The sequence below is a fragment of the Pseudarthrobacter polychromogenes genome (genome assembly GCF_014644495.1).
Taxonomy (GTDB): domain Bacteria; phylum Actinomycetota; class Actinomycetes; order Actinomycetales; family Micrococcaceae; genus Arthrobacter; species Arthrobacter polychromogenes.
This window is the reverse complement of sequence record NZ_BMKU01000022.1, coordinates 1-22,051: the sequence shown is the minus strand read 5'-3', so window position 1 is coordinate 22,051 and position 22,051 is coordinate 1. Positions and strand designations below refer to the sequence as shown.

At 63.7% G+C, this 22,051-nt stretch carries 17 protein-coding genes and 2 pseudogenes; 4 read left to right on the top strand and 15 right to left on the bottom strand.

Features of this window, described 5'->3' with window-relative positions:
* The 9 genes and pseudogenes from IEX43_RS19860 to IEX43_RS19820 form a co-directional block, all read right to left on the bottom strand.
* A pseudogene (locus IEX43_RS19860) lies at window positions 1–952 on the bottom strand (hypothetical protein); the annotation flags it as partial.
* Between the two features lie 508 nt (window positions 953–1,460).
* Complete coding sequence (locus IEX43_RS19855) at window positions 1,461–3,014, bottom strand: dihydrolipoamide acetyltransferase family protein (RefSeq protein ID WP_188813956.1); 1,554 nt, start codon at window positions 3,012–3,014, stop codon at window positions 1,461–1,463.
* A 2-nt stretch (window positions 3,015–3,016) separates the two neighbouring features.
* Entirely contained in the window at window positions 3,017–4,129 is a 1,113-nt protein-coding gene (locus tag IEX43_RS19850) for an alpha-ketoacid dehydrogenase subunit beta (RefSeq protein WP_188813954.1), read from the bottom strand.
* Window positions 4,126–5,358, bottom strand: coding sequence for a thiamine pyrophosphate-dependent dehydrogenase E1 component subunit alpha (locus tag IEX43_RS19845; RefSeq protein WP_188813953.1), 1,233 nt, complete (start codon window positions 5,356–5,358; stop codon window positions 4,126–4,128). The genes IEX43_RS19850 and IEX43_RS19845 overlap by 4 nt, the downstream gene beginning before the upstream one ends.
* Before the next feature lie 279 nt (window positions 5,359–5,637).
* Window positions 5,638–6,570, bottom strand: a complete 933-nt coding sequence (locus IEX43_RS19840; RefSeq protein WP_188813951.1) for a C40 family peptidase — start codon at window positions 6,568–6,570, stop codon at window positions 5,638–5,640.
* Window positions 6,571–6,625: 55 nt separating this feature from the next.
* Window positions 6,626–8,773, bottom strand: coding sequence for a CapA family protein (locus tag IEX43_RS19835; RefSeq protein WP_188813949.1), 2,148 nt, complete (start codon window positions 8,771–8,773; stop codon window positions 6,626–6,628).
* Entirely contained in the window at window positions 8,770–9,786 is a 1,017-nt protein-coding gene (locus IEX43_RS19830; RefSeq protein WP_188813947.1) for a poly-gamma-glutamate biosynthesis protein PgsC/CapC, read from the bottom strand. The genes IEX43_RS19835 and IEX43_RS19830 overlap by 4 nt, the downstream gene beginning before the upstream one ends.
* Window positions 9,779–11,113, bottom strand: coding sequence for a poly-gamma-glutamate synthase PgsB (gene pgsB / locus IEX43_RS19825; protein ID WP_188813945.1), 1,335 nt, complete (start codon window positions 11,111–11,113; stop codon window positions 9,779–9,781). The genes IEX43_RS19830 and pgsB overlap by 8 nt, the downstream gene beginning before the upstream one ends.
* Window positions 11,113–11,994: a hypothetical protein gene (locus IEX43_RS19820; RefSeq protein ID WP_188813943.1), complete on the bottom strand. Its 882-nt coding sequence runs from the start codon at window positions 11,992–11,994 to the stop codon at window positions 11,113–11,115. The genes pgsB and IEX43_RS19820 overlap by 1 nt, the downstream gene beginning before the upstream one ends.
* Before the next feature lie 626 nt (window positions 11,995–12,620).
* Between IEX43_RS19820 and IEX43_RS19815 the strand changes: the two genes are divergently transcribed.
* A complete protein-coding gene (locus tag IEX43_RS19815) occupies window positions 12,621–13,160 on the top strand; it encodes a hypothetical protein (protein WP_188813941.1) in 540 nt (179 codons plus the stop codon).
* A gap of 75 nt (window positions 13,161–13,235) precedes the next feature.
* On the opposite strand, the pseudogene IEX43_RS19810 reads toward IEX43_RS19815, so the two are convergent.
* Window positions 13,236–13,640: pseudogene (locus tag IEX43_RS19810) on the bottom strand (pyruvate dehydrogenase (acetyl-transferring) E1 component subunit alpha); the annotation flags it as partial.
* Between the two features lie 506 nt (window positions 13,641–14,146).
* On the opposite strand from IEX43_RS19810, the gene IEX43_RS19805 reads away from it, so the two are divergent.
* Together IEX43_RS19805 and IEX43_RS19800 are read left to right on the top strand one after the other, a co-directional pair.
* Complete coding sequence (locus tag IEX43_RS19805) at window positions 14,147–14,377, top strand: hypothetical protein (protein WP_188813939.1); 231 nt, start codon at window positions 14,147–14,149, stop codon at window positions 14,375–14,377.
* A gap of 126 nt (window positions 14,378–14,503) precedes the next feature.
* On the top strand, window positions 14,504–14,968 hold the full coding sequence (locus IEX43_RS19800; protein ID WP_188813937.1) for an Lrp/AsnC family transcriptional regulator: 465 nt from the start codon (window positions 14,504–14,506) through the stop codon (window positions 14,966–14,968).
* A gap of 5 nt (window positions 14,969–14,973) precedes the next feature.
* On the opposite strand, the gene IEX43_RS19795 is transcribed toward IEX43_RS19800, so the two are convergent.
* The 3 genes from IEX43_RS19795 to IEX43_RS19785 all read right to left on the bottom strand — a co-directional run bounded on the left by IEX43_RS19795 (window position 14,974) and on the right by IEX43_RS19785 (window position 17,624).
* Entirely contained in the window at window positions 14,974–16,329 is a 1,356-nt protein-coding gene (locus tag IEX43_RS19795; protein WP_188813935.1) for a MinD/ParA family ATP-binding protein, read from the bottom strand.
* 205 nt (window positions 16,330–16,534) lie between these two features.
* A complete protein-coding gene (locus tag IEX43_RS19790) occupies window positions 16,535–16,684 on the bottom strand; it encodes a hypothetical protein (RefSeq protein WP_188813933.1) in 150 nt (49 codons plus the stop codon).
* Window positions 16,685–17,387: 703 nt separating this feature from the next.
* On the bottom strand, window positions 17,388–17,624 hold the full coding sequence (locus IEX43_RS19785; RefSeq protein ID WP_188813931.1) for a hypothetical protein: 237 nt from the start codon (window positions 17,622–17,624) through the stop codon (window positions 17,388–17,390).
* 162 nt (window positions 17,625–17,786) lie between these two features.
* Between IEX43_RS19785 and IEX43_RS19780 the strand changes: the two genes are divergently transcribed.
* Window positions 17,787–18,485, top strand: a complete 699-nt coding sequence (locus IEX43_RS19780; RefSeq protein WP_188813929.1) for a hypothetical protein — start codon at window positions 17,787–17,789, stop codon at window positions 18,483–18,485.
* A gap of 703 nt (window positions 18,486–19,188) precedes the next feature.
* Here IEX43_RS19780 and IEX43_RS19775 read toward each other — a convergent pair.
* Together IEX43_RS19775 and IEX43_RS19770 are read right to left on the bottom strand one after the other, a co-directional pair.
* Complete coding sequence (locus tag IEX43_RS19775; RefSeq protein WP_188813927.1) at window positions 19,189–20,445, bottom strand: hypothetical protein; 1,257 nt, start codon at window positions 20,443–20,445, stop codon at window positions 19,189–19,191.
* 158 nt (window positions 20,446–20,603) lie between these two features.
* Window positions 20,604–21,761 (bottom strand): acyltransferase family protein, encoded by a 1,158-nt coding sequence (locus IEX43_RS19770; RefSeq protein WP_188813926.1) that lies wholly within the window; start codon window positions 21,759–21,761, stop codon window positions 20,604–20,606.
* Between the last annotated feature and the right edge of the window lie 290 nt (window positions 21,762–22,051).

Genomic DNA, 22,051 nt, shown 5'->3' with positions numbered 1-22,051 from the left:
TCACAACGTCGCCCACCTGCAACACATCACCCGACGACCGAGCAAACTCCACCAACGACACCGGACGCCACATGGTCGCCAAATCAGATTCGAACGTGTGTGTCCAACTGGTGATCGCGCCCTCGGCTAGGGCAAATCCCACTGCAGCAGCTGCCGATACGGTTACAAGGCCCACTCCTGGATATGTTCCGGGTTCTACTGGTAGCGAATTGATAAAGTAATCGACACCGGGCTCGTCGGGAACTTCGAAGCGATCACCATCTGAGCCCGGCCCATCATAGAAGACCACTTCGGGTGGGGCTATTTTTTTAATATCCAACGATACGGTCAGTTTGGGCGGGGTGATGTCCCGGAAGGCAACAGAACCAGAGTCATTTCCCACCGCATCCTTGAGAAAGGCCATTCGAGGTGTCCACGTCCCACTCGCAGCACCCTGCGGAAGAGTTACACTCCCCACAAAAATACCGTCCTTCGGCGTGCCACTGCTGAGATACAAAGTGGCATAAGCATTCTGAGCCGACTCGTCACTCTCAAGCGCCACAAAAACCGACGCGACACCAGACTGGTCATCCGTGGCATGGGCACTCATCGTCACTTCCTGCGGACCCGCGCCAACGTCCACCACCTCAGGCGACAAAGAAAAATCCACCAGAACAGGCGCACTCGTATCCTGCAGCGCGGAAAATACGGTCAGTTTGGGCGGGGTGATGTCCCGGAAGGCAACAGAACCAGAGTCATTTCCCACCGCATCCTTGAGAAAGGCCATTCGTGGTGTCCACGTCCCACTCGCAGCACCCTGCGGAAGAGTTACACTCCCCACAAAAATACCGTCCTTCGGCGTGCCACTGCTGAGATACAAAGTGGCATAAGCATTCTGAGCCGACTCGTCACTCTCAAGCGCCACAAAAACCGACGCGACACCAGACTGGTCATCCGTGGCATGGGCACTCATCGTCACTTCCTGCGGACCCGCGCCAACGTCCACCACCTCAGGCGACAAAGAAAAATCCACCAGAACAGGCGCACTCGTATCCTGCAGCGCGGCCGAAGCAGGAACAGCTCCCATGGACAATGGAGCAAGAACGATGAGACTGAGTAGAGCAGACCAAAAGACATTTCGTCTTGGAATTATCAATGCAAGATCCCCAACATTTTGCAGACACTTATGCGCCTATAACTAATGCCTGCAAAACACAGACTGGCAGAGTATAGCCCTATTTGAACCTGTACTTGAACACGGTGATGTTAGGGGCAAAACCAGGCCACAACCCAATCCAAAGCGTGCACCGCTGGTGGGCAACCGCGAAACAGCTGTGCCCTAGGCAATGCATCACGCAGTTCTACCTGTGTTCCACTCTCATACCTTGGTGGTCCCTGCGGGCAAACTTTTGAGCACAATATTTCCCTTCTTACAAAACGCCCCACGTGGCCGCACGCACCACGGTCCCGACTCTGTCGACCTAGAGGTCGGCGAGGAGGGCTTTGGGGTTTTCTATGGCGTCCGCTACGCAGCGGAGGAAGCCGGCCGCTGTGCCGCCGTCGCAGACGCGGTGGTCGAACGTCAGGGTCAGCTCGGTGACCTTGCGGACGGCCAGCTCTCCGTTGACCACCCACGGCTTGTCGATGATCCGGCCCACGCCCAGGATGGCCACCTCCGGGTGGTTGATGATCGCAGCGGACCCGTCCACTCCGAACACGCCGTAGTTGTTGAGCGTGAACGTGCCGCTGCCCAGTTCCGTGGGGGTCGCCTTGCCCTGGCGTGCGACGTCGGTGAGCCGGCGGATCTCGGCGTCCAGTTCGCGGGCGGTCAGCTTTTCGGCGGCGCGGACGGAGGGGACCACCAGGCCGCGGTCGGTCTGGGCGGCGATGCCGAGGTTGACCCCGCCAAACGAGACAATCTCCTGCGAGCCGTCCTCCGCGGTTTCGATGCGTGTGTTCAGCTCCGGGTACTTTTTTAGCCCGGCTGTGACAAAACGTGCGATGAACGCGAGCAGGCCGGGCACCTGGTCGTTGCCGGCTTTGAGCCCTTCACGCAGTTCCATCAGCCCGGTGGCGTCCACGTCCACCCAGACCGTTGCCTCGGGGATCTCCGAGCGGCTGCGGGCCATATTGGTGGCAACGGCCTTGCGGACGCCCTTGACCGGGGTCCGGGACGAGATGGGCAGGGCGGTCCGGGCGTCGGTGCCCTGGGTTTCGGCAGGCTTGGCTGCGGCAGGCTCAAGCACCGGGCTTGCGGCAGGCTGGGGTTCGGCGGGCTTGGTCTTGACAGGCTCAGCTACTGGAGTGTTGATGGCGGCTTCCACGTCGCGGCGCATAATCAGGCCGCCCTCGCCGGAGCCGGGGAGTTCGCCGAGGTCCACGCCGTGCTCGCGGGCCATGCGCCGGACCAGCGGGGAGATGACGGCGCCGAGCCGGCCGGGGACCCTGGTGCGGAGGAGCGAAAGATCCACGTCGGCACCCTCGGCAGCGCCGCCGTCGGCCGCTCCATCCTCCAACGGAAGGGTGCTGACGGACCCGGAGACGGTAGCCGCAGGAGCCTTCCGCGCCCGGGTGCGCCGGGCAACGCCGTGGCCGCCGGGGGTTCCGTACCCAATGAGCACGTTGCCGGACCCGGCCTTCTCCTCTTCGCGGTACTTCTCCGCTTCGGCCTGGGCGGGGGTGCCGGCCGGCTCGTCCAAGGCTTCGCCCAGCTCGGTTTCGGCAGGCTCGGTCTCCGGCTCAGCGGGGGCGGCAGCATCAGCCCCGGCATCCGCGGCAGGCCCGCCAACAGAAACAGGCGTCACCGAGATCAGCGGCTTCCCCACATCGAGGGTCTCCCCCGGCTGCCCGTGCAGCTCGGCCACAATCCCGGCATACGGGGACGGCACCTCCACGGTGGACTTGGCGGTCTCCACCTCGGCGATGGGCTGGTCCACGGAGATCGTGTCCCCCACGGCAACGTGCCAGGACACCAGTTCGGCTTCGGTGAGGCCTTCGCCCAGGTCCGGCAACAAAAACACGCGTGTTTCACTCATGGTCAGTTCTCCCACTGAAGGTCGTCAACGGCGTCGAGGATGCGGTCCACGCCGGGCAGGTAGTACTTCTCAAGCTTGGGCGCCGGGTAGGGGATGTCGAACCCGGTGACGCGGCGGATGGGGGCGGCCAGGTGGTGGAAGCAGCGCTCCTGGACCCGGGCCACGATCTCGGAGGACACGGACGCGAAGCCGTGGGCTTCGGCGATCACTACGGCCCGGCCGGTCTTGCGTACGGACTCGCACACTGTCTCGTCGTCGAACGGCACAAGGGTGCGCACGTCGATGACTTCCAGCGAGCGCCCTTCCAGCGCGGCGGCCTCGGCCGCGGCGAGCGCGGTGGGGACGGACGGGCCGTAGGCGATGAGGGTTGCGTCGGTTCCGGGGCGGGCGACGGCGGCGCGCCCCTCAGAGGACTGCCCCGCCGAAGCAGCAGCGGAGTGGGCGGTCCGCAGCTCGGCCAGGTCCACCAGGTCCTTGGACCAGTAGAGCTTCTTGGGCTCCATGAAGATGACGGGATCGTCCGAGTCAATGGCTTCGCGGAGCATCCGGTACCCGTCCGCCACGGTGGCCGGGGTGAACACCTTCAGGCCGGCGGTGTGGGCGTAGTAGGACTCGGAGGAGTCGCAGTGGTGCTCCACTCCCCCGATGCCGCCGCCGTAGGGAACCCGGATCACCATGGGCAGCTTCACGGCGCCCTTGGTGCGGTTGTGCATCTTGGCCACGTGGCTGACGATCTGCTCGAACGCCGGGTAGGCGAACGCGTCGAACTGCATCTCGATCACCGGGCGCATCCCGTTGATGGCCATGCCCACGGCCATGCCCACAATGCCGGACTCGGCCAGCGGGGTGTCGAAGCAGCGCTGCTCGCCGAACGTGGCGGTGAGCCCGTCGGTGATGCGGAAGACCCCGCCCAGCATCCCGACGTCCTCGCCGAACACCAGAACGGAGGGGTCGGCGTGCATCGCGTCGGCCAAAGCAGTGTTCAACGCCTTGGCCATGGTGACCGGCTGGGGGCCCGCAGCCTCGGACAAAGCGGCGGCGGAGGCGGCAGCCCGGGCGGTGGCGGCGGAAACGTTGCCGTTGGCCTCGGACGAGGTGGTGATGGTGGGGCTCACTTGCCGGCCTCCTTCGAATCAGACGTTGATGCTGCGTCGCGCGCGAGTTCGTCGGCGAGCAGGGCGGACTGTTCCCGCAGCTGCGGCGTGGTCTTTTCGAAGACGTGGCGGAAGAGCTCCTGCGGGTCCACGGGCACGTCCTCGCTGAGCCCGTCGCGAAGCTGCGTGGCAACCGCTTCCGCCTTCTCGCGTATCCGTGCCTCGCCGTCGTCGTCCAGCAGGCCGCGGTCCGTCAGGTAGGTGCGCATCCGGTTCACCGGGTCCTTCGCCCGCCACTCGGCAACCTCGGAGCTTTCCCGGTAGCGCGTGTCGTCGTCGGCATTGGTGTGGGCCTGCATGCGGTAGGTGTTGGCTTCCACTAGCAGGGGGCCGGAGCCGCCCCGGCACAGCGCAACGGCGCGGTCCAGGACGGCGAGGAGCGCCACGACGTCGTTGCCGTCCACGCGTTCGCCGGCCATTCCGTAGCCCACGGCCTTGTGCGCGAGCGACGGCGCCACGGACTGGTGTGCCAGCGGCACGGAGATGGCGTACTTGTTGTTCTGGACGAAGAAGATGACGGGCAGGTGGAAGACGGCGGCGAAGTTCAGGGCCTCGTGGAAGTCGCCTTCGGATGTGGCGCCGTCGCCGCACATGGCCAGCACCACGGTGTCCTCGCCGCGGAGTTTGGCGGCGTGGGCCACGCCCACGGCGTGCAGCAGCTGGGTGGTGAGCGGGGTGCACTGGATGCCCACCTTGTGCTGGAGGGGATCGAACCCGCCGTGCCAGTCGCCGCGGAAGATGGTCATCACCTGCACGGGGTCCACGCCGCGGGTCATCACGGCGACGGCGTCGCGGTAGGTGGGGAACATCCAGTCGCCTTTGGAGAGGCACAGGGCGGCGGCCACCTGGCAGGCCTCCTGGCCGTGGCTGGACGGGTAGACGGCCATGCGGCCCTGCCGGACCAGCGCGGAGTTCTGGTCATTGACGCGGCGTCCGACGACGAGCTGCTCGTATGCGGCCAGCAGTTCGTCATCGCCGGGCAAGGGGTATTCGTGGCCGAGTTCGGTGCCCTGCTCACCCTGGGGCTTCAGCCGGCCGTCCGGGTCCACCATCTCGATCTGGTGCCGGGCGGGGAGCATGTAGTCCTCAGCCGTGATACCGAACTTCTTGGCGGCCTCGGCGAGGGCGTCCTCGGCAGGCGCCTGGCTGGTTGTGTCCGGGTGCGCGGTGTGGTCTGCGGAGATCGTCATTGTTCCGTCCTTCTGTTGCCACTATTCCTTCCCAGTATCGTCCTGTGGCCGGTTTCGTATCCAGCACCTGACGGAATCGTGGAGAAGCTGCACAAAAACGCCGCTTCCGGAAGACGATTCGGCAGTGTGAGCCAGGTTACCGATATCTGCGGTGGACAAATTGGCGGGCAGGGATGCCGGGACGGCCGGATGTCGGTCATCCAGGTGCCATCTTCGATGCAGTCTTGCCGCATAGCCGCGGGCTGGGCCTTCCAGCCCGCGGCACGGCGGAAGCCCGTTTTACAGGCGGCGCACACCCCGGAAAGCCTTGGCGTAATAGCCTGTGCCGTCGAGGACGGAGCGTGCAGCGACGTCCGCCAGGGTGGGCCCGTTGGAAGACTTCCGGCTGGAGATAAAACGATGCTTTCCGTTGGTGTCGGTGCCCAGGAATATGCCCACGTGGTCAATCTGTCCGGCGCTGTCCGCTTCCGCGTCAAAGAACACCAGGTCTCCGGGCTGCATCCCGTCGAACGTTTTCACCTGGGCCGTGCTCTTGCTTACCACCACGCCGGGGGCATCCTCGAACATCTGGAAGGAGCGCCGTGGCAACAGCCCGGGTGCCGGGTTGAGCGTCATGGGCATGCCGGCACGGTAGCCAAACAGCATCCGGATATACCCGGAGCAGTCCAGGGCCTTCAGCTCGCTGGTTTCCGGGGCGTCCGACTTTCCGGCGTAGTCCCACCTGATACCCAGATAGTCGTTGAAGTCGGCACCTTCCTGGAGTGTTCCGTCAGCTGAAGCCGCGCCGTATCCGGCGTCGCCCGCAATCCGCAGCCCTGCCGGGTCATACAGTGCCGGCGCCCCGGTAATGTACTGCATCGCCATGTCCAGCAGATCCGGAGACGTATCGGAAGCCGCAGCGCGCAGCCATGACTGGTCAACCGTGCCCGCGAACGGCTGGGGCAGCAGTCTGACATGAACCGTGGAGACCACGGCCGCGCTGGCGGAGGGCTCGGAGAAGGTCCGCTGTGGGCCGGCGAGCGCCACGGTCCGCGCACCGTTGGTGAAGGTGGCTACCCATCCCCCGGTGTTGTCGTATACCTCCGTTTTGTTTGTTCCGGATTTCTCTGTGACGACGAACTCCTCGGATGACGTGAAAAAGGACGTGGTTGTTGGGATCAGCAGTCCGAAGACTGCCAGGGCGCCCCCCAGGCGCGCGAAGATATGCAACATGACCTGAAGATACCGAACAGGCTTCCGTTCGGCGGGCGGACATGCGGCCTGCGGATCAGCGGATTGCAGGCAGCGGTCCGTGCGCGTCGGGTCCCGCTGCCGGATCCAGCGTGAATTCAGCTGAAACGTCGGGTCCCCCTTCCACTGAGTCGTAAAGCCGGCCGGCCGCGCCGGGGGCTGCCCATTCAATCAGCCGGATGTTGTCCACGTAGAGGCTGGATGAGAGCGTCTGGCTGGTTGGCGGCGCCAGCCGCACATAGGGCTGCGCTGCGGTGATGCCCGGCGGGGCCACGGCGTCGATCCGCACCAGCTCGCACGTTGAGTCCGCCGGTGATTCGGGAATGGGCACTTGGACGCCTCCTGCGCTCGGCCCCTTGTTTCCCTCATACCAGCTGAGTTCTATGCTGCCGCCCTGGGAGGCGCCGCGGACTTCGGCCAGCAGGGTGAGGCTGCTCCCGGGCGTGATCTGCTGCCGGTGGCTGGTGCTGACGTACACGTCCTCGAGGCTGACGGGGCTGCGCAGCAGCTGCAGTCCCAAGCCGTCGCCGCAGGCCCCGGCGGAGGAGATCTTGGCGAACTGGCCGAGGGTCCACAGTGCTGAGGGCTGGGCCACCATGGGCGCGTTCCGGTCCGTGAAGGTGCCGGTTCCCCAGATCAGGTCCTGGCCCACGCGGACCTGCTGTCCCGGCCCGGAAACCCACCATCCCGGCGCGATCCGCTGAACCCCGGCGGGCACCGGATGCGTGGACGCCGTCCCCGGTCCAGGAGTGCCCGGACTTACGGTGGCGCCGTGCTGCCCCAGCTGGGCTGACCCCTGCACGGTTCCGGCAGCGATCCGTGCGCTGGAATCCGCCAGGTCCCCTACAGCCGGCAGGGGTATGAAATCCTGCAGGGACAGGGCGTCGGTGCTGGCCACGGGTGTGCCGTCCGGTGTGATCTCCACACGCAGCAGGTAGCTCAGCAGGGTGGACCACAGTGTCTGGTCGAACAGCAGGTTTCCCATGCTTTCGGCGGCAAGCCCGTCCTGGGTTGATGCCAGGCCGCCCACCACGTGGGGATGCCCGTTGACCACCACCCGGGCGCCGGCGTCCTGGGCCGCCTGGGTGAGTTTCCGGATGACGGGCGACTGGGCCCGCTGGTACTCCACGTCGCCGTGCATCATGACGGTCACCACGTCAGCGGACGCTTTCGCGTCGCGGACGGCGGCCTGCAGCCTCTTGGTGGAACACTCCGCTGCGCCGGGGGTGTCAGGTCCGGCCACGTACGGAATCTGTCCCGGCTTGCCGTCCACGGTGGTGCAGCTGATGAAGGCGAGGGAGCGTCCGCGGACCGTGATGACAGCCGGCTTCCAGGCCTCGTCCTCCGTCAGTCCGGCGCCGGTGTGCAGGACGCCCGCCTCGTCCAGCGCCTGGATGGTGCTGGTGATGCCGGGTCCCAGCGCATCGGCTGCGTGATTATTTCCCAGCGTCACCAGGTCCACACCGGACCCCTTCAGCGCTTCGGCTGATTCCAGGGCGCTGGCGAAGGCGATGTCCTTGGTGGGATGGAATTCGGCCGGCCGTTCGGTGCCGCTGAAATAGGGGTTTTGGACCAGGGGCGATTCGAGGTTCACTATGGCGATGTCGCTGTCGCTCAGCAGCGGGGCCACCCCGGCCAGCAGGCTGGTGTGGTCTTCCACGGATGCGCCGGGATTCAGGTGCGGGTCCTGTCCCGGAGGTGCCTCGTAAAAGCGGCGCCCGAACATGGCGTCACCGCCGAAGCGCAGGGAGACTGCCCCTTCTTCCGCGCGCAGCACCAGCCGGAGCGGAGCACCGGCGGTCCCGGCGGCGGCACGGCTCAGGTGTCCGGCCTTCCTGGCCGTGTACACGGCGGTCCGGTCCACGGGAAACGTTCCGTCCGCGCCCGTCCGGACTGTCTCCCCGGCAGCGCTGGCCACCTCGGCGCCGGCGATCGGCTGCCCGGTTTCATCCGTCACCAGGCCCGTCCCCTGCCCCGGGCCTGCCGTCCCGCCCTGTGGCTGTCCGGCCTGGAGTTGTCCGGCCGGGAGTTGTCCCGCGACATAGGAGGTGAGCGGAATGGCCGCACCCAGCAGGACGGCCGCAAAAGCGGCGGCCAGGACCTTGGGCAGGATGCCGGGCCGGCGCCGTGGCGCGGTGCCCCGTTCAAGTGAGGGACGACGTCGGCCTGGCCGCGCGGGCGTCACTGGAACCATCCCAGCAGGACGGCCGCGGCGGCGGCCAGGTTGGTGAGCCCGTAGGCGCCCACGCCGGCAAGCGCCGAGCCCCAGAGGGTTTTTTCCCATCCCTGCCGCTGGGCGTCGTTGGCGAGGAGCGCCGGAACCATCAGGGTGACCACTGTCAGTCCCCGCCAGGGGACGAAGGACTCGTCCGTCAGGTGCATGACGGCCACTTCACCGGACCAGGTCACCAGGGCAGCAACCAGGATCATGGTGGCCAGTTTCCGCCGGCCGAAGAGCAGGAGCCGGGGCATGAGCAGGTGCACCACAATGACGTAGGTGAGCAGCGCGCTGGCAAGGGCGAACGCCAGCTCGGTCCACCGCGGGCCCACCAGGGCGAGGTACCCGCCGGTGACGAAGCCGCCGGAGCGGAGGTCCAGTTTCTCGAAGATGAGCATGCCCAGGGCCACGCTGGCCACCACTCCCACAATGATGAATTCGCGGGGGTACCCCAGCACGGAGGCGAGCTGGGCGGAGTCGCCCTGCGGGACGGCGTCAATGAGCAGGAGGACTTCCTCCATGACGTAGACAATGAGGGCAAGGATGGCGGTGGTGGCGGCGATGGCCTGGAGGGTCCGTTTGGGGCCCTGCCTGCCCATGTCGTGGGCGATGATGCCCGGGATCAGGAAGCCGATTCCGGAGAGGGACAGCAGCATGGGCGAGAAACTTCCCAGCATCCCGGCCGCCAGGGTCCCGATGCCCACAAAGCCCAGGCCCACCAGCAGTTCGACGTCGAATTTGCGGCGCCCGTACAAAATCTTGCGTTTGGGAAGCCACACGTGGGTGACGCACCAGGCTGCCAGCCCTGCGGCCACGGTGGAGATGATGAGCAGCGGGTGGGGCAGCGAGATGGCCAGGTATGCCGGGACGATGGCGCCGCCGGTGGTCAGCTGGACCTTCTCGTAGAAGATCATGCTGACCACCACGCCCAGGACAATTGCCAGCCGGATCAGTTCGGGCGAATGCAGGTACTCACGCAACGTTGCGGCTCCTGGGCGCCGCCGAGGCAATGGCGTGCTGAGCGGCCCGCAGCCGGAGCATCGCCAGCGGTGCCCGGTGGGGCTCCCGCGAGGCGGCAAGCTCGTCGACGCCGTCGTCGCCATCGCATTCGCTGAAGTAGTGGATCAGCATTTCCGCTTGCTCGGTGTGGATGTTGACCATTCCGATCAGCACCCCGTGGTCGCCTTCCACCAGTCCTGCGATCGCTTCCAGCATCTGGTCCAGGCTGGGGCGGACGGTGTCGCCGAGGTTGAGGATCCGTTCGCGGGGGAACCCGCCGGCGGTCATCATGGACGTGACGGCGTCCTCGTAGGCGCCCATGGTCACCACTTTGTCCAGGTAGCCGCTGAGGTCGTTGGGGACCATGGCCCCGAAGAGCTCCGCGCGCCTGCCCCGGTCCTGGCGGTTGTTGAGGATACCGATCACGGAGGACGACTCGGCGTGGGTGGTCTGGAGCTGTTTCAGGGCGAGGATGACGCTTTCGCGGTCGTTGGCGGCGAACATCGGCACCCAGGTGATTTTCTTGCCCAGGACGTCGTAGGTCTTCAGCCGCACCACGCCGACGTCGGGGACGGTTTTCCACATGCCGGTGATCGCTTTGTCGCGGCTGATGCCCAGGTATTCGGCAACGGCGAGGCCCACGGCAACGTTGGACTTGAACTCGATGTGCCCGAACCCGCGCATGTCCTCGTCCCGCACAATGGAGGCGTCTGCATAGAGCGTTGAGCTGCCGCGCTCCTCGGCTGTCCTGCGAAGCCGTTCGCGGATTCCGTCCCGGTCCTCGGCGGTGATGAGGACGCCGTTGGACGGAATGGTCCGGGCCATGGAGTCGGCGATCTCCTCGAGGGTCTCGCCCATCTCTTCCTGGTGGTCTTCACGGACGTTGGTGATGATGGTGATGTCCGATCGCACCATGTAGTCCTGGGCGTACTGCTGGTATTGGGGCCGTACGGCCATGCATTCGATGACCAGGGCTTCCACGCCGTGCCGGACGTGGTCGCGGACAATGTCCACCTGTTCGATGATGGTGGCTGCGCCGAGGCGCCGGATGGGCGTCTCCTCACCGGTGGTTCCGATGACCCGTGCGGCGGATCCGGTGGTTTTGGCCACGGTAATGAATCCGCCTTCGCGGAGGACCCCTGCCACCAGCCGGGTGACGGAGGATTTGCCGCGGATGCCGTTGACGTGGATGCGAACGTCCAGCTGTTCCAGCCTGCGGTGGTGGACTGACGCCGTGTACTTCCAGTAGATGATGAGGGCAAGGGTGACGGCGGCAAGGACCAGCAGCCCCACTTCGCTGGCCGACATCAGGCTGCTGTCCTGGCCGGAACTGCGGAACGACGGCGGGCGGCCTCGTCCAGCCGCAGGCCGGGGACGCTGAAGAGTGACTCCGCCTTCGCCGGGGATTCCGTGAGGACAAGGATGTTGCCTTCGAGGCGCAGGGCAGTTGACGCCAGGGGGCGGGTGCCGGCCGCGCGGTCCGCATAGGTGGCCCCGGCCATGGCGGCTACAACCGCCTGTTCGAAGCGGAGGACAGTGGATGGATCTCCGCCGGGCACCACCATGGCCAGCAGATTGTCGGCCAGGAGTACAGGGTGCATCCGTCCGGCAGCGGAGGCTTCGAAGGTCCTTGCCGCAGCACGGAAGGCGTGGGCGGCCTGTTTAGGGGCGATGCCGTCCCGGACCGTCACGTGGACCGTGACAAGGGCCAGGTGCTCGCCGGTCCGGCGGGCCTGCTCAGCTTCCATGTCCAGGAGGGCCCGGCCTTCGGCGGCTGACAGCAGCCCCTGGGACGCGCCGGCTCCCGCCGCCGCGGGCTGCTGGGACCCGGCCGCCTGCTGGCGGCGCAGGTAGGCGGCAGTGAGTCCAAACAGCCACCCGTAGGTGATGAAGGCGCAGACCGCCACGACGGCGAACGCCGTACTGCCACGGCCCCAGTCGCCGTCCACGCTGTGGAGTCCGATGTGCGCCGCCGCTCCTGCCAGGCCCACCACCAGGCCGCCTGCTGCACCCGCCCGCAGGGATGCCGCCAGCACAAAAGCCACCACCAGGAGCTCCGCCCACACCAGGCGGGAACCGTCCATAACGGCAACAACCGAGATGGCCGCGGTGAGGACCGCCATCAGGAGGATTGTTGTGAGTCCGTCAGTCCAGGCCCGTTTCGTCCCGTTGTTGTTCTCCAGGGTCATGCTTTTTGCGTCCGTTCCATCGGAAATGTGCGAGGGCAAAGAGGAGCGCAAAGACCACCAGTCCAAGGGCTCCTCTGACGGCGAGTTCGTCCCAGCTCACGCGACGCCGATGTTCAGCAGGAAGGCAGGGCGAAAGGAGACGCTCATGAGAAGCCTCTCCCTTGCCGTGGAACTCCGTGAGGAGTTGCGGAACATACAGAAGCACCCTCGGTGCGCTTCGAGACCGGAAGCTCAGGGTGCTTCTAATAGTGTACGGAGTGGACATTTGACGCTACAACTTTTTGTGTACCCGTCTTTTTGCTACCCCACTACTTGGATTGACGGGGCCGCGGAGAGGCGTACGAAACATGCCCGAAACCCGGCAGTGGGATCACTTGGGCAGTAACTTCCTGCCGGCCACGTGGGGCAACGTCCCTACCGTAATATCCGCGCACACATGCGCATGGGCAGTTGCATCGCGCGGAAGGTTATTCGACACGTCATCAGAGAGAAATACGCGTTCAAGAAAGACCGGGGGACCTATGGTAGCCCTACATACCTACGGGAGACCGGAGCAGCAAGTGACGCCGAGCAAAACCCCATCAGACGTGCCTGATCACAATGAACCAAGAGGTACGAACGGGCACGTGGTTGCCGCGTACATCACAGCGGCTGCGGCCATTCTTGCCGCGCTCGTCACCGCTTTTGCCCCCAAAGTATTCCCTGGGGGCGACGAGTCGCCTGCCCCTCTCGCAGAGGCCACCGAGGCAATGACAGCAAGTTCAGTTGTCCTCGTCGACGACCTACCCGATACCATCGCGGCCGACGACCTGGGTGTCACCATAAAAGGCCGGCTCTCGCATCCTCTTCCCAGCGGAACACAACTCTGGACGGCTACGCGCCAGAGCCCCAATAAAGAAACTGATGACATCGGCGGGCCAGGGTTCTCTGTTTCAGAGCTCTGTGACGTTAGCGACGATTCCACCGCCTTCAATTGTGGGCTCTCGCAGCTGGGGAACGATGAACTTCCTCCGGGCCGATACATCGTCTACCTTGGACTGGCCGATTCATCGACAGCGCGGGACCTTCTAAATATTCGCATTGAACAGGAGCGAGATGACAATTGGGGTCACACCGTTCCACGCGGATTTGATGCGCTGGAACCACAAATTGTGGTGCGCAACTAGTTACGGCAGATCGGCGGCTTGACGGGTCGGTTGGTGATTTGGGACACGCAAGGGCTCAGCGGCGATCCAGTCCTGCTTGAGGGGATCGAACCCGCCGTGCCAGTCGCCCTTGGAGAGGCACAGGGCGGCGGCCACCTGGCAGGCCTCTTGGCCGTGGCTGGAGGGGTAGACGGCCATGCGGCCCTGCCGGACCAGGGCGGAGTTCTGGTCATTGACGCGACGTCCGACGACGAGCTGTTCGTACGCGGCCAGCAGTTCGTCATCGCCGGGCAAAGGGTATTCGTGGCCGGGTTCGGTGCCCTGCTCACCTTGCGGCTTGAGCCGACCGCCCGGGTCCACCATCTCGATCTGGTGCCGGGCGGGGAGCATGTAGTCCTCGGCGGTGATGCCGAACTTCTTGGCGGCCTCGGCGAGGGCATCCTCGGCGGGTACCTGGCTGGCTTGGTCCGGGTGCGCGGTGTGGTCTGCGGAGATCGTCATTGTTCCGTCCTTCTGTTGCCACTATTCCTTCCCAGTATCGTCCTGTGGCCGGTTTCGTATCCAGCACCTGACGGAATCGTGGAGAAGCTGCCCAATAACATCGCTTTTGGAAGACGATTTGGCAGTGTGAGCCAGGTTACGGATATGTGCGGTGGGCAAATTGGCTGATGGGCTAGGGACGGAAGGCCCTTGACCCCTGCCGGGGCGCGGACCACACTCAAGGGGACGCGATGGACGGAAAGGTCTCTCCGTTGCATCACAAGGGATCTTTTCCATGCATCAGGCAGGGCGAAGACTCCGTACCAGGTGGCAGGGTTTTCCCGTGTTTGGGGGCGCGTGGTGCGGCGATGGATGCGGCGGGGACAGTGCGGTTCCCTCCGCCCCTGAATCATTTTCCAGCGGCCAGACTTTCCTGCGGCTGCCGCGGACCGGAGAACCATGCGCCGCCCGCACCTCGGGGGCGCCGAATCATGCATGCGGAAATTGCGAAGAGCGGGGCAGCTGTAATGGGCATTGAGAAGTTGTGGGACCGGCTGGAGCCACAGACGCGGCAGTGGCTGGTGGAGAACCCCGGCTGCAGGATCCTTCCCCGGACGGTGGTGGCAGCAATTGCCAAGGCCACCGGCACCGAGCTGGAGCAGGACAGGCACGGTGAAATCAGCCTGTCCTCCAGCGACTGCGACTTTATCCGCAGGGCGGCCCAGCTGCAGGAGGCGGAGAGCCACACGTCCTCGTAGCTGCGCCTCTGGCCGGGTTTCGTACCCCGCCGCTGCCCGCGCCGCTCAAAAGCTGTGCCATTCGCCCTACACTGGGAGACGAATTGCAAATGGTGAGACAGCTTACTGACGGAGGCCTCGGGCAACGTGGCAGCAAGGGATGCCGGGACTGAACCTGTCCCGTTGGACGACATCGACCGCAGGATCATTGCGGAGCTGACCCGGGACGGCCGCATGTCCGTCACGCAGGTGGCCGAGAACGTCCACATCTCCCGGGCGCACGCCTACACGCGCATCGCCAGGCTGACGGGCGAGGGCGTGCTGTCCAGGTTCACGGCGCTGGTGGACCCGATCAAGGCAGGGCTGCGGTCCTCCGCCTACGTGACCCTGAAGCTGAAACAGGACGCCTGGCGCGAACTCCGCGACCAGCTGGGCGCCATCCCCGAGGTGCACCACGTTGCCCTGGTGGGCGGCGACTTCGACGTGATCCTGCTGGTCCGCGCCGTGGACAACATCGACCTGCGCCGGGTCATCTTCGACCAGCTGCAGTCCATGCCAGGCGTGCTGGATACGCAGACGTTCCTGGTGTTTGAAGATCTCGATACGCGGTAGGTCCGCTACCGATATCCGTCCACGATCGCCGCAGCGATCTCCTTGTAAGCACGTCGGGTGTCTGGCCTCAGTACGTCGAGCGTGACGAGATCACCATCAGCCACACCGCGATCATGCGGGACTGCAATTAGCTCGCGGCATATGCCTGCCAAGTGTTCCTCGATGGCATCCTTATCCACCCGTGATGACACTTCGTCCTTGTCCGTGATCACCACAATCGCGTTCCGGGCCAAGTCCTCGTAGCCGTGGCTGGCCAGCCACTGCAGGGTGCTGCGGGCACGCTTTGCGCCGCTGACTGCGTAGCCGGCGGCGATGACCAGATTGTCCGCAGACTGCAGAATCCCGCTCATGGCATTGTGGGTCACGCCCGTGCCACAGTCGGTCAGCGCCACGGAGTAGTAGGCGGAGATGAGCTTGCGGATCCGCAGGTACTCTTCCGCAGTCAATGAGTCGGAGACCTCCGGGTCCTGCTCTCCCGCGATGAGGTGCAGCCGGCCTGCGTGGTGCATGTAGCGGGACAAAGCCGTCAACGAATCTATGGACTCGATGTTCTCCAGCAGATCCGTGATGGTGCGCGGGCTGGACTGCTGGTAGATGCCCTCCCCCAGTGCTCGCTCCACCAGATCGCCGGAGTCCGGATTAGCATCGATGGCGCAGGGCGCATCGCCGCGGTACTCGGCCAAGGTCAGGCCAACGCCCACGGTGGTGGAGGTCTTGCCGATGCCACCCTTGAGGCTCAGCACCGCGGTGTTGTAGCTGCCCTGCAGCTGGCGGGAAATGCGGCGTCCCAGTTCTTCTTCTTGGCGCTGCTTGGGGCCCGGGCCCAGGTTCCAGGCACCGCCGGTCATGTTGAAGATTGCGCCGCGGACGCCGCCCACGGGCCGCGGTTTCTGCTCCTTCACAAACAGTCCCGGCGAGCTGATGAAGTCCGGCATAGGGGTATCAGCGATGACGTCCGCTGTGGTGGGCCGGGTCCGGCGGAAGGCGGGGGTTTCAGCAGGGGCGGACGACGGCGCCGGGGGCACTTCCGCAGCAGGCGCACCGGGTATGGAGGTAATGGTGTCCTGAGCATCCTGCTGCGGGACCGGCGTAGAGGCCGGTGCCCTGGTGGGAGCAGGAACGGGCGCGGAAGGCTTTGAAGCGTCAGCCGCGGCAGCCGCTTCCGCCCAGGAAGTGCGGCGGGTTGCCGCCTGTCCGGCTTCAGGAGCCTTGGAAAAGTTCGGTGTTACTGCTGGCATGGTTCCTGTCCGGACATCCGTCAGCTCCCCGTCGGCGCGACGAAGGTCGCGGCGTCGGCGCGGCTGCGTATGCCCTGCATCCTCTGCATGGGCGCGTGCGTTCTGATCCGCCGGATCGGGCATGTGTGTCCCCCAGGACGTTTCGGCAAAAGGTTCTGCGGCACTGGTTCAAACAGTAAGTCTAGGGGGTGGGCGCTGGTGACCGGTCAGATTCAGGTTAGTGCGGCAGCCACAACGGCCGCGGTGAGGATCAGCAGAATGGTTAAGACGGCGTAGCCCTGCCACTTGGGACGGCCTTTATGTGGGTTAATATCTACGTACGGCATGACTAGCGGCGGTTACCTCGTGGGGCGGCCGCGGGAGCGGTGATCCGGACAGCGCGACGCTTGAGCCGCAGCATCTGGTAGAGCAGAAAAAAAGGAACCAGCAGGGTGCCCAAGAGCGCAGAGAGCGCCAAGGCAAATTCGGATACAGCCATAACAGCCTCCATCGGTCACAGTGATCCCCATCAGCCATGACCTAACCACGTGACTGTCTTATTGACAAGTCACGTCAACGGAAGCTCCCTGCGTGCGGAACTTACCGCTGCAGTGCAATCAGCACTACCACAATCGTCGCGACCGCAAAAGCAGACAGCGAAAAATAGGAAAGTACCCTTATTTTCTGCTGCCGCAGCTCCCGGCGCGACTGTCGAACGTAGTACGAGCCCCCATATCTACCCATGCGGCAATGCTACAAAACACAACCTCAAGGTTTGATCAAGTCACATCGATTTTGACGGGACCCCGCCTGCTGAATAGCCAGGGTGCGGCATCCCAACATGTTGTGCCTGGTTTGGGATGAAGCCGGGGAATCTGGATAGCGTGCAAGGCGTAGGAGAGCCAGAGAGAAAGTCCCGCCAGGGCTAGCAGCAGGTAGCGCCGGCTCAGATTTCCTGCCCAGGGCTGGGGCACGCAGACTTTCTCGCCAGCCAGAGGAGGACGGTGGCGGGGATGGCGACTATTGCGGCCTGGGGCAGCGGGCGGATGTCCCCCGTGAAGACGCAGCCGAGTATCAGCGCCGGGCGGCAACAGCGAGCAGCACAACGCCGGGCCATGGCTGCCGCGGGTTGAGGGCGAAGCTGGCATAGGAGCCGGCAAAGATGAACGTCATCAAGCTGCCTCTGGTGATACCGCCAGGAGCTACCGCTGGTCCGCCCAGCCGGGCAGGGCTATGAGGTCCACAAGGCCGAAAAGCTCGACGGCGGCCACGGCCCCATCAGCCACACCAGAGTGCGGAGCCGCCGCAGCGGGCCTGGTCAGCCCCCCCTTCACTGCGATGAAGGGTGAACAGGGCCCGGCCGGGCGGCCGATGGCGCCTCCATTGGCGGCAATCGTTGCGGAGCCTGCATCGAAGACGGCAACGGAACTTTCTGCCACGATTGATGACAAAGTAAAGACCTCCTCCGTGAGCGTCAATGAGGCCCGATTGACCTTGAGCGTTTCGGCGCCAAGGGTGATGGGGTCACCGACGATACTGCGGACATCCAGTCCGCGTTTAACACCAACTCTGCTGGTGGAACGACGCAGGCTGAGTTCCTATTGAGGCGCAATAAGAATTACCGCACCTCATCCCCCCTGATCCTGAATGCCCGCAAGGCCACGCTCAAGGGCGACCGCTCCCGACTCACGTACACCGGTTCCGGTGTAGCTATCCAGCTTGAGGGCGGGGCTTCGGTCCCGTCGCAGGGGCAGCCCGCCATCCAGGGCCTGATCCTTACGGGGCCGGGCAAGGCAACGACCATCGGCATCCAGCTCAACCAGCCGGACGCGCTCACTACGGGCAGCTACGTCGCCGGACATCCCTTCAGTAACGTCACTATCGAAGGCTTCGGGGTGGGCGTCAAGCAGGCCAACCGGGCATGGGGCAACACGTTCCGCTCAACCTTTATCAACAAATGCGGAACCGGGTTCCTGATTCCAGCCGGATTGACCAGCTCTCAAGGTGAGCGGCTCGCGTTCGAGGACAGCACGCTCGCCGAGAATGACAGTGCAATCGAGGTCATCGGCGGGCACGTGGACATGTACCTGATGAACAGTTCCTTGGATTACAACAAAGTGGCCTACAAGGGCAATGCGTTCTTTGTCATGACCGGCGGTCATGTTGAAACCTATGGCAATGGCGTGTCTGGCAACACCACATGGACTGGCGCCGAGGGTCACTTCCAGCACACAGGCATTGCTATGCGAACTATCTTTAACGGCGTTCGGTTCGTGATCGCTGGCGCGCACACTCTTTGAGCCGTGGAATGGTGGTTCTGATTATGAAGATAAAACGTCGCTAGATGCGTTCATCTTCAATAAGCCTACGTTCAGCTGGGGCACGCAGGGGCCATGGTCTGCCTCGTTCGCTAGGCGCTTGGCGGGCTTCCCGCTCAAGCGGTATGTGAACGAAGCCTACGGGCGCCGGGGTAGCCGGCGCGGGATCTTCCGTGGTCTGGGCGCTGCTAGCAACGTCCACTGCCCGCACTTCGGCGCGTCACTGGTTCCTTCACGCACCCAGACAGCGGCCCTCCCGACGCTGACAGCCAGCGTGTCAGCGGGCGATGCCCTGGTGAAGGGCGCCGAAGTCCTCGCGGACCAGTCTGGCACCAATCACTGTCGGCCGTGACGTGGGCTGCACCAGCAACGGCGACAGGCACCAACACGGGTTACATGAAAGTTCCGCGTGTACGTTGGCCCCGAGGACGCCGGAAAAATGTTCTTCGCAGACGCTATTGGGGACATCTCTGTGACCGGGGCAGACTCGCAGCGGGTCAGCTACATCAACTTCAAGTCACAGAATGACGTGACGTTGATGGCGGCTATGGCCCTGACACGGTTCCCGCAGGAACTAACACGGGGCTGTCGCTGATCCCGACATACGCGCAAATGAAGGTCCCTGTAGGCACCCCTTATGTGGAGGTTGAGCTGCACTTGACCAAACTCCGCAACGGCGACTCGATCACCGTCTACCACCCGCAAGTAGACGTGGTTTAGCTGCCCCGGAGGGCGGAAGCTCGCCATCCTGCATGCCGGGTCCCCCGCTGTTGCGTGCTTCGACAATCGCCCACATGGCGAGGACGGCAGAGGCGGCGATGACGGATGTCCGGTTCGAGGCCCACGGCGAGAAGACAAGGTCCCAGATGGCCTGAGCGCAGACCAGGGAGACTATGGGGGCAAGGTGTCCCTGCGCTTTCCAAATCGCAAGTGCGAACACTCCGATCAGCAGGATGGGCAGAACAGCAGCTAGGACTCCACCGTCAACCCAGGAACCGAAAAGGATGGAGTGCAAGGAGACGACGCCTCCGCTGCGTATCCAGAACGGCAGATATGCTGCGGGGTTCTGCATGCCAAAGGCATTGGCAAGGTTCATTCCCGCGCCGATTGTGTCCTGTGTGATCGCTTGCGAATTTCCAAACCCGGTCCAAGGACGCTCTGCGATGGCGGCAATTGAGAGTGGGGGTTCAGTGCGGCCACCCAGAAGAGCTGGCGCCCCACCTTCGGTTTGACGCAAGGATCGCATCCGCAACTCCTGGCCGAAGAATCCGGACTCGATGAGTTCCGGAACCCATATGGCCATCGCTCCAAGCCCAGCAACGGCGACCACCAAACCGCCGCCTCGTAATGGCTTTCCGGTCCAACCCTTGGCCAGAATCAGCACAGCCACGCCCAAGCAAATGATTGCATGCGATCGGAATCCCAGGCCGAGGCTAACGGCGGCGAGTCCTAACAGCGCCGCCAACGTCCAAAATGGTCGACGGACTCTGGTCACGGTAAAAACGAGGAGCAAGACGCTTACGTGCACGGCAATGCCGTACTTCCACATTCCCTCGATAGTTGCTGACTGCAGGGGATTGGGATTGAACAGCACGTACGTCACAACGGACGCCGCGGAAAGCCACGCGATGACCTGCGTGGCAGTGGCTACATCACGTGTGGATTTTGCAAACCCGAAGACCAGAAGCCCGACCACTAAGAAGGCGCTGACAGATGTAAGTGACAGTGCAGTACCGTTATAAACCGCGCTGACTAGTAGGCCGAAGACGCCGACTACGACAGCAGTAAGTAACCATCTGAGCAAGTTAGGGCACTTCGCTACTGACTTGACAGGGAGCAGTAACGCCGCCAGCATGGTTGCGACCGGAACCGACAAGCTCAAGAGCGGCCACGCGCCCAAAATCCCAAATAGCCTACGAAAGCCGTTGTTGTCGTGAAGCATATTCCCTCTTCGGAAGGTTGGGTCTTAGGCGAAGCGGTCTGCTGTATGAATGTCAATACAGTCTTGACATGCGCCGACCAGCTGGTGCTCACAATCCATGTCGAGCTCGGTCGCCCAGAGCTTCGCGGAGATCCAAGCGTATAGGGACCTGAATTTTTTCATGACCTGACCGCTTCTTTCTTCCGACCGATCTTCTGGCATAGAACGTGGCTGGGATTTTCAATGAGCCAGTAGAAGGCAACAGCAACGGCAATGGAGACAGGGACTACCGTCACATAGGTGAACCAGAGCGGCGGGTTGCCGCCTAGGAGTGTAACGGCGCCGATCACGATCGGCTCGTGAACAAGGTAGAGGCTAAAGGAGATCAACCCCAACAGCCGGATGACCGTCGATTCAAAAGCCCTTACGGCTGGGCGGAAGTACGCGCAGATGAATACAGCCAGACAGGCGCCTATCGAGGTGAGCCCAGTTGAAATTGCCCTATAGGGAGTTACGTCTTCGACGATCGCGCCGAGGTTCCACTGGACGGTCAGTAGGGTGAGGGTCAAGATACATATTGCTGCCCAAACTAGTGCGCTGAGTCGCTCGGACAGAACTTTTAGATCTTCTGCACGCGCAGCCATAAGAACGCCTAGTCCGAAGACTGGAAGATAAGTTAGCGCTCCTGCGAGCACTCCTGTCTGGCTGCCGACGCAGATAGCCAGGACAAGGAATAATGCCTTAGCCCAAAGTAGGTGCTGGTGCTTTCTGGCGGTCATCAGGTAGAGGGGCAGCAGAAGGGAGAACAGAACCTCCCAGCGCAAGGACCATAGGGGCGTGTTCAGGGCGCCTGCTCCACCCATCAGTGATGACCCGAGAAGTACTTGCATCAGACCGTTTGGGGACGCGTGGTCATTGACCCACTCGCTGGCAGCGGGATCTTCGACTCTAGGGATCAGCAGGACCGTGAAGAAGGCAAAAATCAGACTGGCAATCGCGGGCAAGTACAGTCGCACTACGCGTCTCGGGTAATAGGCGCTCCAATTTGCTTCCCGGCCCCGAAAGGCCGGCAGCGCAAGGACGAAACCACTCAAGACGAAGAATACGAGCACCGCCTCTCGGCCGGCCCAAAGTAGATGCAGGGGCGAATAAAACAACAATTGCTCTAAAGCATTCGACGGCGCAGCGCTCGTGGGATGTAGGTAAATGGCGGCCACACCAGGGCTGGTAAGGGCGATGTGGTAAACCACCACGATCAGGGCCGCAACACCTCTGAGTCCATCCAAAGACTTAAACCGCTGCCTCGAGCGAGATCGCATGCTAGTTGCAGTGGTCACTATTACCCCCAAATTAGATTTTGACGCCAGCGATTCCCTTATGCGCTTCGGGGATCGAGACCACGGGTCAGTTTAGCTTGCTACTCATGACCAGTCGAAAGACATTAACCAGGAGGGCTAGCCAGGACGAGGGGCTTACTTTCCTTGCGCCAGGAAGTACGCCACCGGCCAGATAATCAGGAGCAGCACAAAGTGCGCGCCCACCATGGGACCATGCTTGGGACTGCCCCGGCTTTTGTTGACTCGGGGTCTTAGGCCGCTGTGAGTGCGGTCCGGTTGATTGTTTCATA